This is a genomic window from Amycolatopsis tucumanensis (genome assembly GCF_021654135.1).
In the GTDB taxonomy this organism is placed as follows: Bacteria; Actinomycetota; Actinomycetes; order Mycobacteriales; family Pseudonocardiaceae; genus Amycolatopsis_E; species Amycolatopsis_E tucumanensis.
Map to the genome: position 1 here is coordinate 568,287 of NZ_JAKGSD010000001.1, position 14,329 is coordinate 582,615.

Annotated in this window: 13 protein-coding genes; 7 read left to right on the forward strand and 6 right to left on the reverse strand. The window is 72.2% G+C overall.

Annotation, left to right across the window (positions count from 1 at the left end; translation table 11 throughout):
• Positions 1 to 7 precede the first annotated feature (7 nt).
• Positions 8 to 1,450, forward strand: coding sequence for an APC family permease (locus L2C96_RS02920; protein ID WP_020419211.1), 1,443 nt, complete (start codon positions 8 to 10; stop codon positions 1,448 to 1,450).
• Here the strand turns inward: L2C96_RS02920 and L2C96_RS44950 are convergent.
• The 4 genes from L2C96_RS44950 to L2C96_RS02940 form a co-directional block, all read right to left on the reverse strand.
• Complete coding sequence (locus L2C96_RS44950) at positions 1,355 to 2,374, reverse strand: 3-hydroxyacyl-CoA dehydrogenase NAD-binding domain-containing protein (protein WP_020419210.1); 1,020 nt, start codon at positions 2,372 to 2,374, stop codon at positions 1,355 to 1,357. The two genes, L2C96_RS02920 and L2C96_RS44950, sit on opposite strands and share 96 nt — an antisense overlap.
• Positions 2,371 to 3,459, reverse strand: a complete 1,089-nt coding sequence (locus L2C96_RS02930; protein WP_237335001.1) for an NAD/NADP-dependent octopine/nopaline dehydrogenase family protein — start codon at positions 3,457 to 3,459, stop codon at positions 2,371 to 2,373. Before L2C96_RS02930 ends, L2C96_RS44950 begins: the two co-directional genes overlap by 4 nt.
• Positions 3,460 to 4,839, reverse strand: coding sequence for a spinster family MFS transporter (locus tag L2C96_RS02935; protein ID WP_020419208.1), 1,380 nt, complete (start codon positions 4,837 to 4,839; stop codon positions 3,460 to 3,462).
• 99 nt (positions 4,840 to 4,938) lie between these two features.
• Positions 4,939 to 5,526 (reverse strand): TetR/AcrR family transcriptional regulator, encoded by a 588-nt coding sequence (locus L2C96_RS02940; protein WP_020419207.1) that lies wholly within the window; start codon positions 5,524 to 5,526, stop codon positions 4,939 to 4,941.
• A gap of 20 nt (positions 5,527 to 5,546) precedes the next feature.
• On the opposite strand from L2C96_RS02940, the gene L2C96_RS02945 reads away from it, so the two are divergent.
• The 3 genes from L2C96_RS02945 to L2C96_RS02955 are packed head-to-tail and all read left to right on the forward strand — an operon-like array spanning position 5,547 to position 9,757.
• Positions 5,547 to 7,484 carry a primary-amine oxidase gene (locus tag L2C96_RS02945; RefSeq protein ID WP_255346854.1) on the forward strand — a complete coding sequence of 646 codons (1,938 nt, stop codon included), beginning with the start codon at positions 5,547 to 5,549 and terminating at the stop codon, positions 7,482 to 7,484.
• A gap of 14 nt (positions 7,485 to 7,498) precedes the next feature.
• Complete coding sequence (locus L2C96_RS02950; protein ID WP_020419205.1) at positions 7,499 to 9,082, forward strand: amidohydrolase; 1,584 nt, start codon at positions 7,499 to 7,501, stop codon at positions 9,080 to 9,082.
• A gap of 9 nt (positions 9,083 to 9,091) precedes the next feature.
• The gene (locus L2C96_RS02955) at positions 9,092 to 9,757 is read left to right on the forward strand and encodes a DNA alkylation repair protein (protein WP_020419204.1); all 666 of its coding nucleotides are present in this window, start codon (positions 9,092 to 9,094) and stop codon (positions 9,755 to 9,757) included.
• Positions 9,758 to 9,936: 179 nt separating this feature from the next.
• On the opposite strand, the gene L2C96_RS02960 is transcribed toward L2C96_RS02955, so the two are convergent.
• Positions 9,937 to 10,371 (reverse strand): ATP-binding protein, encoded by a 435-nt coding sequence (locus tag L2C96_RS02960; RefSeq protein ID WP_020419203.1) that lies wholly within the window; start codon positions 10,369 to 10,371, stop codon positions 9,937 to 9,939.
• Between the two features lie 72 nt (positions 10,372 to 10,443).
• A complete protein-coding gene (locus L2C96_RS02965) occupies positions 10,444 to 10,803 on the reverse strand; it encodes an STAS domain-containing protein (protein WP_237335002.1) in 360 nt (119 codons plus the stop codon).
• A 143-nt stretch (positions 10,804 to 10,946) separates the two neighbouring features.
• On the opposite strand from L2C96_RS02965, the gene L2C96_RS02970 reads away from it, so the two are divergent.
• From L2C96_RS02970 to L2C96_RS02980, 3 genes are read left to right on the forward strand one after another with little or no spacing between them, the layout of a single operon-like run.
• A complete protein-coding gene (locus tag L2C96_RS02970) occupies positions 10,947 to 12,443 on the forward strand; it encodes an aldehyde dehydrogenase family protein (RefSeq protein WP_237335003.1) in 1,497 nt (498 codons plus the stop codon).
• Complete coding sequence (locus L2C96_RS02975; RefSeq protein ID WP_237335004.1) at positions 12,440 to 13,699, forward strand: MFS transporter; 1,260 nt, start codon at positions 12,440 to 12,442, stop codon at positions 13,697 to 13,699. The genes L2C96_RS02970 and L2C96_RS02975 overlap by 4 nt, the downstream gene beginning before the upstream one ends.
• Positions 13,678 to 14,319 (forward strand): VOC family protein, encoded by a 642-nt coding sequence (locus tag L2C96_RS02980; RefSeq protein WP_237335005.1) that lies wholly within the window; start codon positions 13,678 to 13,680, stop codon positions 14,317 to 14,319. Before L2C96_RS02975 ends, L2C96_RS02980 begins: the two co-directional genes overlap by 22 nt.
• The last annotated feature ends 10 nt before the right edge of the window (positions 14,320 to 14,329 follow it).

Genomic DNA, 14,329 nt, shown 5'->3' on the forward strand with positions numbered 1-14,329 from the left:
GACAACGATGTCTCTCCCCACACCGGATCACGGGACCGCCCTGCGCCGGGGTTCGCTCGGCGTCGCGGCGATCGTCTTCTTCGTGCTGTCGGCGCAGTCGCCGCTCACCGGGATCGCGGGCGCGCTGCCGATCGCGATCACCCTCGGCAACGGCCCGGCCGCCCCGGCCACGTTCCTGCTCGTCGGGGTGGTGATGGCGTTGTTCGCCGTCGGCTACATCACGATGAGCAGGAACGTGACCGACGGCGGCGCGTTCTACACCTACATCGGCCGCGGCCTCGGCACGACGACCGGCACCGCGTCCGCCTTCGTCGCCCTGTTCGCCTACTGCACCGTCCAGGCCGCCATGTACGGCCTCTACGGCGTCACCGTGTCGGGCCTGCTCGCCGCCTACGCCGGGATCTCCGTGCCGTGGTGGGCGTGCGGCCTGGTGACCATGGTGCTCGTCATGGCGTGGGCCTGGCTGAACATCGAGATCGGCGCCCGCGCCCTGGCCTGCCTGGTCGGCCTGGAGATGGGCATCCTGCTGGTGTTCGCGGTGATCACGTTCGCCCGCGGCGGCGGGCCGCAGGGCCTGGACTTCGGCGCGACGTTCGGCCCGTCGGCGATCGCCTCCGGGGCGCCCGGGGTCGCGTTCACCTTCGCCGTCGCGTCGATGTTCGGGTTCGAGTCGACGGCCCTGTACGCGCCGGAGGCCCGCGACCCGCGCCGCACCATCCCCCGGGCGACCTATCTCGCGGTGGCGGTCGTGGCGGTGTTCTTCGCCTTCGTGGCCTGGATGGTGGTCAGCTTCTACGGCGCCGGGTCCGTTGTGGACGCCGCGGGCCAGGCGGTCGGGGCGGGCGAGGCGAGCGGGCTGGTCGCCGGCGCGATCCAGGCGACGCTGGGCGGCTGGGCGGCGCACGCGGTCGGGATCATCCTGGCCACGTCGTTGCTGGCCGGCGTCCTCGCGTTCCACAACGCCATCAACCGGTACCTGCACTCGCTGGCGGAGAACGCGGTCCTGCCGCGCCGCCTCGCCTGGACCAACCGGCACGGCTCGCCCTACCTCGCGGGCGTGGCCTCGACGGTGGTCGCGGCCGCGCTGGTGCTGCCGTTCGCGGCGCGGGGCATGGACCCGGTGCTGACGTTGTTCTCGTGGTTCGGCGGGGTGTCGGTCGTCGGGCTGCTGGTGCTGTACGTGCTGACCAGCGTGTCGGTGCTCGCCTGGTTCCGGCGCGACCGGCGCGGTGAGTCCACGTGGCACACGCGGTACTCACCGGCGCTGGCCGCGGTCCTGATCCTGGCGGGGATCGTGCTGCTGATCGTCAACTTCGGCACGCTCACCGGCGGTTCGGGCGCGACCGCCGCGGTGCTACTGGCGTCCGTCGCGGCCGTGTTCGTCCTCGGGCTGGTGGTCGCGGTCGTGCACCGGCGACGGGCCACCGCCGCTGTGGCTCTCGCGTCCTGACGGGGACCGGGCCGGCACCGGCGTGCCGGCCCGGAGCTCCGGTTCCCGCAGGCGGAACAGTTCGGCGAACTCCCGCATCCGCGCCGCGCGGTACGCCGGGACGCCGTCCGGGTCGAAGGTGTAGAAGCCGGTCCCGTCCCGCAGACCACGGCGGCCGGCGGCCATGTTCTCCTCGATGACGTCCGGGTGCCGGAACCGGTCGCCGAGCTGGGCGGCCAGGTAGCGGGAGGCGTAGTACAGGATGTCACCGCCGCCCCAGTCGATGAACTCCAGCGGCCCGAGCACCGAGAACCGGGGGCCGAGCCCGGCGCGCACGGCGAGGTCGATGTCGGCGGCGCTCGCCACGCCCTCCTCGACCATGCGGGCCGCCTCGTTCATCACCAGCGCCTGCAGCCGCGGCACGATGTAGCCTGCCGCGGGCCCGCACACCACCGGGATCTTGCCGAGGCGCTCCAGCAGGCCGGTCAGGCGGGACACCGCGGCCGGGTCGGTCTCGTCGCTGCGGCTGACCTCGACCAGCGGCATGACATCGGCGGGGTTGAGCCAGTGCGCGTTGACCGCCCGTTCCGGCCGCTCGACCAGTCCGGCGATCTCGGTGACCAGGAACGTCGACGTGGTCGAGGCGATCACCGCGTCCGCGGCGACCTCGCGGCAAACCCAGGCCAGCACGTCCCGCTTGATCTCCAGCACCTCCGGCACGGCCTCGAACACCACCGAGGCACCGGCCAGCGCGCCCGGCTCCCGCCCGCACACGGTCACTCCGGACCCGAGCCGGGCGCGAAGCCGGTCGGCGTATTCGCGCCGTTCTTCATCCGCGCGGTCCTTGACGTCGGCCAGCACAACGGGAAAACCGGCCGCGAGGCAGGTGAGCGCGATGCCCTCCCCCATGCGGCCGGCCCCGACGACGGCGATCTCGTCGCTCACGAGGTGAAACCCTCCCGCAGCAGCCGCGTCAGCTCCGGCCGGGAGAGTTCCGCCAGCCCGAGGCTTTCCAGCGTCCGGCCCTCCGCGTAGAGGTCCCGCCCGGTGACCGCCGAGGCGATGCTCAGCAGCCCGGCCGCGACCGGCGTCGGCACCCCGGCCCAGCGGCCCACCGACACCAGCAGCGACAGCCCCAGCCGCGTGTCCTCCAGCATGTAGCGGTGGGTCAGCAGGTCGATCTTCTCCCGCCAGTCGCCGGAGTCGGTGAGCTTCTCGTGCGCGGCCCGGCCGTACATCCACTCGTCACCGTCGGTGGCGTAGTGGTCGGCCAGCGGGAAGTGCGGCGCGCCGTAGCCCAGCGCCTCCCGCAGCGCGATGCGCTCGCCGTCCAGCGCGTCGGTGACCCGCCGGATCGCGGGTTGCGTGCCCTCGTTGTGGATGTCCCACGCCTCGAAGTGCTCCAGCGGCCCGGCGTTCATCAGGATCAGCGGCGGGTGGATCACCGGCCCGGCGTTCATCAGAGCCCCGCTGAGGCCGTCCTCGCTCTCCTCGACGCTCGGATAGGCCGCGCGCACCACGTCGAACGCCTTGGCCGCCAGCCGCGCCGGGAACACCCCGGTGGGCAGCCGGGTCGCATAACCACTGATCACCACCTCGGTGGCGCCGTGCCGCCGGGCCAGGTAGGGCAGCGTGCCGGTCTCGGCGAACGCGACGTCGGCCGGGTTGCCCGCCTCCGCCAGCGCCTTGCCGAACAGGACCGACCCGAGCGTGCCCGGCGGCAGGAACACCACCTGCCCGTCGGTGAGCAGCGGGGCGAGCCGGGCGGCCAGGTCGGCGTGCGTGGTCGAGGGCAGCGGGATGACGATCAGGGCGGCGTCACGCACCGCCTCGGCGAGGTCGGTGACCAGCTCGCCCACCCGCACCTGCCGGGTGCCGCGGTGGTCGCGGACGGTCATCGCGCCGGCCTCGCGGAGGGCCTGGTGCGCGGCGGCGTCGCGGCGCCACCACCGCACGTCGTGGCCGTTCTCGGTCAGTTCCGCGGCCGCGGCCCAGCACCCGTGGCCACCGCCCAGCACTGCGATCCTCATTCAGCTGACTCCTTCCGGTTGTGCGGCGGGTTCCCCGGCCGCGCGCTCCGCCGCGACGCTGCGCCGGAAGTGCCGGCACCCGCGCCACAGCAGCAGCACCGTGAGCACGGACGCGAGACCGTAGACAATGGACAGTGACGAGCCGACCATCTTCGGGTCGCCGAACACCCGGTCGGTGACCAGCGCGACGAGCGTGGTGCCCAGCGCGAGCCCGATGAGGTTCGAGATCAGCAGGAAGATCGCCGACACCTGGGCCCGCATCTGGTTGGGGCTGAGCACCTGCATGGCGGCCGTGGAGGCCGGCATCGGGAAGGAGGCGAAGAACATCGCGACGGCCAGCAGCGCCAGCGACAGCCACAGCTGGCCGACCTGCGTGAAGGCGACGACCGGGACGGTCATGCCCAGCGCGCCGATAACCCCGGCCCGCATGGCCGCGTCGGTGTGGCCGCGCCGCGCCAGCCGGTCGACCAGCCAGCCGCCGAAGAGCACGCCGCTGCCGTTGGCCACCAGCACCACCACGCCGAGCAGGTAGCCGGCCTCGGTGGAGGTCAGTGAAAACGCGCGGATGTAGAACGCCGGCGTCCAGGCCATCATCCCCAGCAGCACCAGCGCGTAGAGCGAGAACCCCAGGTAGTGCGCCGCGAACGTGCGGCGGTGCCGCCACAGGAACCCGATCACGTGGCGCAGCGCGACCTTCTGCACGCCGCCGTCGGCGTCGCGCCGGAGCCCGCGGCGGCGCGGGTCGCGCACGGTGAGGAACACCAGCAGCGCCAGGACGATCCCGGGCAGCCCGACGATCAGGAACGTCAGCTGCCACGCGCGCACCTCGCCGAGCAGCGGCAGCGTGACCGCGTCCACCGACTTCAGCAGGTTGATGACGTACCCGCCGATGATGAACGCGGCGGCACCGCCGATGAACGAACCGAGCGAGTAGATGCCGTAGGCGCGCCCGAGCTTGCTCTTCGGGAACATGTCGCTGAACATGGAATACGCGGCGGGCGACAACGCGGCCTCGCCGACGCCGACGCCGATCCGCGCGAGGAACAGGTGCACGAAGTTCTTCGCCAGCCCGGAGGCCGCGGTCGCCAGGCTCCAGAACGCGACCCCGATGGAGATGATCAGCGGGCGGGAGCGCTTGTCCGCCAGTATCGCGATGGGCAGGCCCATCACCGAGTAGAGCAGGGAGAACGCCAGCCCGTTGAGCAGGCTGAACTGCGTGTCGGTGAGGTGCAGGTCGCGCTTGATCGGCTCGATCATCAGCGACAGGATCTGCCGGTCGACGAACGAGAACACGTAGGCGAGCATGCAGATCGCCACCACGTACCACTGGTAACGATACGATTTCCGCGCTTCGGGCAACAGGTCTTCGTCCAGCGGCACGAACGCCTCCCGTGATTTCGCCAGCGTTGCTGGAAAACGCTAATCACGGGAGGATCCGGGCGACATTGGGTGTTTCCCGTCGCCCGCTGAAGGATTCCCCTACGCCAGCCCGTCCAGGAAGGCGTCGATCATCCGGCGCTGCAGCTCCGGCGTGGTCGTGCCCGGGGTGAGCAGCGCCAGTGCCTGCACCCCGTTGAGCATGGCGAGCAGCTGTTCGACCACGACCTCGTCCGGCACGGGCGTACGGACCTCACCGGCGGCGCGGGCGTCGCGGAGGAACCCGCCGATCCGCTCGCGCCAGGCGGTCATCGCGGCGTCGTAGACCGACTCCAGTTCGGCGTCGGCGAGCGCGCGCTGCCAGAACGGCAGCACGACGCGGGCCTCCTGGCGGGTGACGTCCTCGACCGGCATGACCTCGTGGCAGAACACGCGGAGCGCGGCCAGCCCGGTCGCGTCGCCGAGCCGGTCCCGCACGCGGGCGTCGGTGTTGTCGACCACGCGGGTGAACGCCGTGCGGATGACGGCGTTCTTGCCGGGGAAGTAGTGTTTGAGCGCGCCGTTGGCCATGCCCATCTCGTCGGCGATGGCCCGCATGGTGGCCGCGTCGATGCCGCGCTCGGCGATCACCCGCCACGCGGCGTTGGCGATCTCCGCGCGGCGCTGGGCGTGGTCGACCTGCTTCGGCATGCCTTCACGGTAACGGGCTCTTGCGTTCGCGGCGAAGATGCCTCACCCTTTCGTCTACACGTGGAGAAAAAAGGAGCCCGACGATGCCTCCGCACCCGCTCGACCCGTTGACGGCCGACGAGATCACCACCGCCCGCCGCGTCCTCGCCGACGCCGGCCTCCTCCCCGGCACCGCCCGGGTCGTCTACCTGGGCCTCGAAGAACCCGCCAGGGACACCGACCGCCCCGATCGCGTGGCGCGGATCCTCCTGCACGACGTCACCGGCGGTCAGGACGTGCTGGTGTCGCTCACCGCGGAGTCCGTCGTCGCGCGGCGCGCGCTCGACCCGGCCGTGGACGGGCAGCTGCCCGTGCTGGACGAGGAGTTCGCGCTGGTCGAGGAGGTGCTCGCGAAGGACGAGCGGTGGCTGGCGGCGCTGGCCGCCCGCGACCTGGACGTGGCGAAGGTGCGGGTCGCGCCGCTGTCGGCCGGGGTGTTCGACTACCCGGAAGAGACCGGGCGGCGCATCCTGCGCGGTCTGGCGTTCGTGCAGGAGCACCCGGCGGACCACGCGTGGGCGCACCCGGTCGACGGGCTCGTCGGGTTCGTCGACGTCCTGGCCAGGGAGGTCACCCGGGTGATCGACCTCGGCCCGGTGCCTATCCCGGCCGAACCGGGCAACTTCGACGACCCGGCCGTCACCGGTCCACTTCGGACCACCCAGAAGCCGCTGGAGATCACGCAACCGGACGGCCCCAGCTTCACCCTCGACGGGCACCTGCTGCGGTGGGAGAACTGGTCGCTGCGGATCGGGTTCGACGCCCGCGAAGGCCTTGTCCTGCACGAGATCTCGTTCCGCGACGGCGACCGGGACCGGCCGATCGTGCGCCGCGCCTCGATCTCCGAGATGGTCGTGCCCTACGCCGACCCCTCCCCCATCCGCTCGTGGCAGAACTACTTCGACACCGGCGAGTACCTCATCGGCCGCTACGCCAACGCGCTCGAACTCGGCTGCGACTGCCTCGGCGAGATCACCTACCTGGACGCGGTGATCGCCGACGAGTTCGGCCACCCCCGCGTCCTGCCCAACGCGATCTGCCTGCACGAGGAGGACTACGGGATCCTCTGGAAGCACACCGACCTCTGGGCGGGCTCGGCGGAGACCCGCCGCCAGCGCCGCATGGTCATCTCGTTCTTCACCACGATCGGCAACTACGACTACGGCTTCTACTGGTACCTCTACCTGGACGGCACCATCGAGTGCGAGGCCAAGGCCACCGGCGTCGTGTTCACCTCCGCCTACCCCGGCAAGGGCTACCCGTACGCCTCCGAACTCGCACCCGGTCTCGGCGCCCCGTACCACCAGCACCTGTTCAGCGCCCGGCTGGACATGGCCGTGGACGGGACCGCGAACCTGGTCGAAGAGGTCGACGTGGAGCGGGTGCCGATCGGGCCGGACAACCCGCGCGGCAACGCCTTCACGCTCCGCAAGACGCCGCTGCGGAAGGAATCCGAAGCGCAGCGGCTCGCCGACAACCGCCGCGGCCGGATCTGGCACATCACCAACCCGGAGTCCCGCAACCGGCTCGGCGATCCCGTCGCCTACGCGCTCGTCCCGGAGGGCAACCCGGAACTGCTCGCGGACGACGCGTCGTCCATCCACGCTCGCGCCACGTTCGCCACCAAGCACCTGTGGGTCACCCGTTATGACCCGGCGCAGCGCTACGCGGCCGGCGACTTCGTCAACCAACACCCCGGCGGTGCCGGGCTGCCCGCCTACGTGGCCGGTGACCGCGACCTCGACGGGCAGGACCTCGTCGTGTGGCACACCTTCGGCCTCACGCACTTCCCCCGCCCGGAGGACTGGCCGATCATGCCGGTCGACTACACCGGCTTCAAGCTCAAGCCGGTCGGGTTCTTCGACCGCAACCCCGCCCTCGACGTGCCGCGGGCCCGCGGATCACACTGCTGCGACTGAGTGGAGGAATTCCCGTGTCCGTTCAGATCCACCGCAACGCCCGCATCCGCACGCTCGACCCGGCGCGGCCGGAGGCCTCGGTCCTCGTCGTCACCGACGGGGTGATCACCGCGGCCGGCGGCGAGGACCTGCTGGCGGCTCACGACGGCGAGGTCGTCGACCACGGCGGCGCGTTCCTGATGCCCGCGCTCGCCGACGTCCACAACCACCACCTGACCGCGGGCCGGGCCGACCTGTTCGAGCTGCAGTTCGACGGCACCGAGGACCTGCCCGGCCTGCTGAGCGCCATCCGGAAGTGGTCGGCGGAGCTGCCGCCGGACGGGTGGGTGGTCGGCGGCGGATGGGGCAGCACGCTCATTCCCGAGTTGTCCACTTCGGACGCTCTGGCGGCGCTCGACGAGGCCTGCGGCGGACGGCCGGTGCTGCTGCGTGACGACAGCTGCCACAACCGCTGGGTGTCCTCCGCCGCACTGGAACGCGCGGGAATTTCGGCGGACAGCGGGCTGCTCATCGAGTCCGCCCTGATCCCCGTCGAGCGGGCGTACGCGGCGTCGGCACCGTCCGATGTGGAGCAGGACGCCCGGGCTTCGCTGCGGGGCATCGAGATCCTGCACTCGTTCGGGATCACCGCCTTCCAGGACGCCGCCGCGTCGCTGCCGATGCTGCGGGCGCTCAAGCACCTCGACGACACCGGGCGGCTGGACGCGTGGGTGGTGACGTCGTTGCAGGTCAACGACCAGATCTTCGGCACCCACCCGCTCGGGCAGGACCTCATCGACCTGCGGGAGGACTACCGCGGCGGCCACCACCGGCCGGACTTCGTCAAGATCTTCCTCGACGGGGTGCCGACGTCGAAGACCGCCGCGTTCCTGCGCCCGTACCTGCCCGACGACGTGCACGGCCCGTCCTGGCGCGGCGAGACCACCATGACCGCCGACGAGCTGACCGGCTGGCTGCTGCGGGTGGCGGCGCAGGGGATGTCGGCGAAGATCCACTGCACCGGGGACGCGTCGGTGCGGATGACGCTGGACGCCGTGGCCGCGGTGCGCGCCGCCGGGCACGAGGACGCGAAGTTTCACATCGCGCACGGCCAGTACGTCGCCGAGGAGGACGTGCCGCGCCTGGCCGAACTCGGGGTGACCGCCGACCTGTCGCCCGCGCTGTGGTTCCCCGGCGTCATTTTCGACGCGATCTGCGCGTGCGTGCCGCGGGAGCGGGCGGAGAAGCTGCACCCGAACCGGAACCTGGTCGACGCCGGGGTGCTGATCGCCGGCGGCTCGGACTGGCCCGTGGTGCCCTCGCCGAACCCGTGGCCGGGCATCCAGGGACTGGTGACGCGGGCCGACCCGACGGGCACGCATCCCGGCGAGCTGTGGCCGGAGCAGGCACTCACCCTCGAGGAGGCCCTGCACGCCTACACGCTGGGCGCGGCTCGGGCGATGGGCGTCGACGACGTCACCGGTTCGCTGGTGGCGGGCAAGTCGGCCGATTTCGTGGTGCTCGACCGCGATCCGTTCGCCGTGCCCGCCGACCAGCTGGCCGGCACGCGGGCCGAGGAGACGTGGTTCGCGGGCCGCCGGGTGTACCAGCGCCGGTAGGGTGGCGTGATGGTGGCGGAGGTGATGGCCGAGCTGGCCGCGCTGGAGGACCCGAAGGCGCGGGCGGTCAACGAGAAGCACGGTGACGACCACGGTGTGAACCTGGGCAAGCTGCGCGCGATCGCGAAGCGGCTGAAGACGCAGCACGACCTGGCGCGCGAGCTGTGGGCGACGGGCGACACGGCCGCGCGGCTGCTGGCGCTGCTGATCTGCCGCCCGAGGGCGTTCGAGCGCGCCGAGCTGGACGCGATGCTGCGCGAGGCGCGGGCGCCGAAGGTGCACGACTGGCTCGTGAACTACGTGGTGAAGAAGAGCCCGCACGCGGAGGACCTGCGGCTGTCCTGGCTCGCCGACGCGGACCCGGTGGTCGCGAGCGCCGGGTGGGCGCTGACGACGGACCGCGTGGCGAAGCGGCCCGGGGGGCTCGACCTGGGGAGGCTGCTGGAGGTCATCGAGGCGGAGATGAAGGACGCCCCGGACCGCCTCCAGTGGGCGATGAACCACTGCCTGGCGCAGATCGGGATCTCCCACGCGGAGCACCGGGACCGGGCGATCGGCATCGGGGAGCGGCTGGAGGTGCTCAAGGACTACCCCACGCCACCGAACTGCACATCCCCCTACGCACCGACGTGGATCACGGAGATCGTGCGACGGCAGGAGGCCAGCCCGGGGTGAGCTCGGGATGAGGCAGCGGCGCGGTTGCCTGGCCGAGCCGCCCGGACCGCCCCCACCGGAGCACCGGAACCACGCCCATCGGCATCGCCGAGCGCCTGGAAGTGCTCAAGGGGTGGATCACCGAAATGGTGCGACGGCAGTTGGCCAGCCCGGGGTGAGGCGGTTGGCCTGGCCCGGCGTCAGGGGCAGCGGCCCCACGGATAGCTCGTGCAGTCGATCGCCGCCCACACCGTCTTCCCACCGTCGCCGCGGCGCCGGCTGCCCCAATCCCCGGTCAGCTTGGCCACCATCGCCAGGCCCCGGCCACGCGGACTGGCCGGGTCCGGCCTGCGGAGTTCCGGTCGCCGCGGGGAGGGGTCGTCCACCTCGACGCGGATCCGGCACGGGTCGCGCTCCCGCCACAGCCGCAGCTGCCCGGCGCCGCCCGCGTGCTCGTGGGCGTTGGTGAGGATCTCGGTGGCGACCAGCTGAACAGCGACGAGGTGGTCCTCCCCGAGATCCGACAGCGCTCTGGCCGCCCACCGCCGCACCGCCACCAGCGGCGGCACCGTGCCCGGTTCGAGGTCCAACGTCAGCGGTTCCGAGATCTCCGACATCGGCTGCGTGGTCACCATCCCCAACTCCGTCCTGTCTGCTCAAGACGGTCGCCGACGACCACCCTGCTGGCCGGACGCCAAAACCGCAACTCAAGCGACGCCGGCCTCGGCGTGCGCGACGTCGGTGTAGACAGCGAGCGTGCCGGTCAGCCCGCTCAGCTCGAGAACCCGCCGGGAGATGCCGTCCGCCACGATCCGCAGCCGTGTGCCGCCGCGCAGGTGCGTCTCGACCAGGGCCCGGAGACCGCAGGCCGCCAGGAAACCGACCCCGGTCAGGTCCACCACCAGCACCCCGGGCGCCTCCCGCAGCGCCGTCGCCAGCGCGTCCTCGAGCACCGGCATCGCCTCGAGATCCACTTCGCCGTGCACCGACAGCACCAGCCCGGTGCCGGTGCGCCGCACCTGGACGCGGCACAGGGCCCGGGGCGGGTGGTCGAAGCAGGTCTGCATGGTGCCGCCATCATCCACCCTCCCCGGACCGCCCGCACCCTCCGCACATAGAGTCTCTCGATTTCCGGCATAGCCAGAATTGGCTTCCTTGTGGATCGCGCCCGGCTCACGATGTGTCGCACGAAGCCAGATGGGAGCGTGACGTGACAACAACGAGCAGCCCAGGGGACGTGATCCGCACCCGGTGGTCCTCTTCGGACGACGCCGACCGGTTCACCGTGGAGAACCCGGCCACCGGCGAACCGGTGGCGGTCGTGCAGGGCGCCGGGGTCAAGGAGACCGACCTCGCCGTCCAGGCGGCCTACGACGCGCACTTCGCGTGGAAGGCCCGCAGCCCGCGGGAACGCGGCCGCTGGCTGTGGAAGATCGCGCAGGCGGTGCGCGAGAACGCCGACGAGATCGCGGCGCTGGAAACCTCCGACAACGGCAAACCGCTGTCCCAGGCGCGCCAGTTCGACCTGGAGGCGGCCATCGCGATCTTCGAGCTGTTCGCGAGCCTGTGCGAGGCGATGCCGAACCAGGTCCGCGACGCGGGCAGCACGCTGGACATCACCACCCTCGAACCGTACGGGGTGGTCGCCGCGATCGTGCCGTTCAACTGGCCGCCCCTGCACGCGGCGGGCAAGCTGGCCCCCGCGCTCGCGGTCGGCAACGCGGTGGTGATCAAACCACCGGAGCAGGCGCCGCTGTCGGTGCTGCGCGTCGTGGAGATCGCCCAGTCGATCCTGCCCGACGACGTCGTCCACGTCGTGCCCGGCACCGGCCGCATCGGGGCCCGGCTGGCCGGGCACGAGCTCGTCGGCAAGATCTCGTTCACCGGCGCGCCGAGCACCGGGTCCGCGGTCATCAAGACCGCCGCGGACAACCTCACCCCGACACTGATGGAGCTCGGCGGCAAGAACCCGTTCATCGTCTTCGACGACGCCGACCTCGGCAGCGCCCTGCCGTGGGCGATCGAAGGCGGGTTCTTCAACCAGGGCGAGGCGTGCACGGCCGCGTCGCGGGTCCTGGTCCAGGCCGGCGTCCACGACGAGGTGGCGCGCCGCTACGCCGAAGCCGTGCCGCGGCTGCGGGTCGGCGACGGCGCGGACCCCGGCACCCACGTCGGCCCGATGGTGACCGAGGCCCAGCGCCGCCGGGTCCTGGACTACATCGACGTCGGCATCGCCGAAGGCGCCACGGTCGCGGCCCAGGCGCCGCTGCCTGCCGACCCGCGGCTGGCCGGCGGCTTCTACGTCCCGCCGACCCTGTTCACCGGCGTCCGGCGGGACATGCGCATCGCCACCGAGGAGATCTTCGGCCCGGTCGTCACCCTGATCCCGTTCCAGGACGAGGCCGAGGCGGTCAGCATCGCCAACGGCACCGACTTCGGCCTGGTCGCCGGAGTGTTCACCCGTGACTCCGAGCGCGCCCTGCGGGTCAGCCGCGCCCTGCGCGCCGGGATGGTGTTCGTCAACAACTACAACCGCGCCTTCACCGGCACCCCGTTCGGCGGGGTCGGCGCGAGCGGCTACGGCCGCGAGCACGCGCTGGAAACCCTGCACGAATTCGGCTACAGCAAGAGCATCCGGCTGCCCTCCGGCACCAGCGAGATCCCCCGCTGGGCGCCGTCGCTCGAAGTCACCGGGCGGAACGGGTGACGACGGCGGCCGCCGGCACGGCGGTCCCGCCCGAGGTCCGGCGCCGGGCGCTGCGCAAGGTCGCGTGGCGCCTGGTCCCGCTCGTCCTGCTGATGTACACGGCCGCGTTCCTGGACCGGGTCAACCTCGGCACCGCGGCCCTGACCATGAACGCCGACCTGGGGCTGTCCGCGGCCGCGTTCGGTTTCGCCACCGGCATCTTCTCCGCCGGCTACATCGCGCTGCAGATCCCGAGCAACCTGGCGCTGCAGCGGGTCGGCCCGCGCCGGTGGCTGGCGTTGCTGATGGTGTGCTGGGGCGCGGTCGCCACCTGCACCGGGTTCGTGCAGGGCCAGGGCTCGCTGATCACCCTGCGCGTGCTGCTCGGCGCCGCCGAGTCCGGGTTCCTGCCCGGCATGCTGCTCTACCTCACCTACTGGTTCGCCCCGGCCAGGCGCGGGCTGATCAGCGTGATCGCGAGCCTGCCGTTGTACGCGGTGATCGGCACGCCGCTGTCGGCGGTGATCCTGCAGGGCACCGACGGTCTGGGCGGGCTCGCCGGGTGGCGGTGGATGTTCATCCTGGAGGGCCTGCCGTCGGTGCTGATCGGGCTGCTCGTGCTGGTGTGGCTGACCGACCGGCCGGAGAAGGCGCGCTGGCTCACCCCGCAGGAGCGCGCGGCGGTGCTGGCCGAGGTGCCCCCGCCCGAGGGCGGCCGTCCGCGCATCCGGCTCGCCGACCTCACCGGGCGGCTGCGGGACGCGCGGCTGCTCACCTTCGCCTTCGCGACCGGGCTGCTGTGGGTCGGGTTCGCCGCGCTGACCGCGTTCCTGCCGCTGATCATCGCCGGTTTCGCCGAGTCCTACGACACCCGGCTGAGCCTCGTGCAGACCGGCCTGGTGACCGCGCTCGTCTACCTGCCCGCGATCGGCGTCGCGCTCTTCTGGGCGCGCCACTCCGACCGGCGCGCCGAACGGGTGTGGCACTCGGCGGCGGGCGCGCTGCTCGCCGCGGTCGGCGTGCTCGTCGCGATCAACGGCAACGGCCTGGTCGTCACCCTCATAGGCACCGTCCTGCTCACCGCGGGCATCTACGCCAGCCTGTCGCTGATGTGGCAACTGCCCATCGGCCACCTCCGGCCCGGCCCGGCGGTGGCGGTGGGCAGCCTCCCGGCAGAGCCGCTCAGTGCCCTCGTACAGGTTGCGGGTACCAGGGAAACGTGGTCGGTGGCGAGAATCAGGCCCCCTTCACGCGGATGCGGCCGGCCAGGACGGTGAGCGCGGCGCACGGGCTGGGCCAGTACGAGGGCGGCTGGTTCCCCGGTCTGGGCATCGCCAACCGGATCGTCCCGCTCGGGCCGGACCAGTACATCGAGGTGGAAAGCGTCATCGACGCCTACTCGCCCGAGCACAACGCCTCCGACCGCTGGTTCTACGAGCAGATCCGCGGCGGCGACGTCTACCTCGGCTGGTGCCTGCGGGTGGACACCCGCGCCGAACTCGAAGCCGTCGCCGCGCGCCTGGGCACCGGCATCATCGAAACGGGCTTGCGGCAGCGGCCGGACGGCAGCCTCAGCGCGCCCGCCCGCACCCCGGACACCGTGTCGTGCTGGAGCCGCGGCCTGCCCAACGTCTTCCACCTCCCCGACCTGAGCGTCCATCCGGCCGCGCAGCCCTGCCCGTCCGCGGTGACGCCGCGGGGGATCGCGTGGATGGAGGTCGGCGGCACCCGGGAGGACATGGTCGCCTGGCTCGGGCCGGAGGCGGCCGGGCTGCCGCTGAGGTACAACGGCGACCGGCCGGGCCTCTACGCGGTCGCGGTGACCACAGCCGACGGGGAGATCGTCATCCGGCGCACGGCCGTCACCCAGCCGGAGCCCGCCGGGCGCGGGAGCTGAGCGACCTACG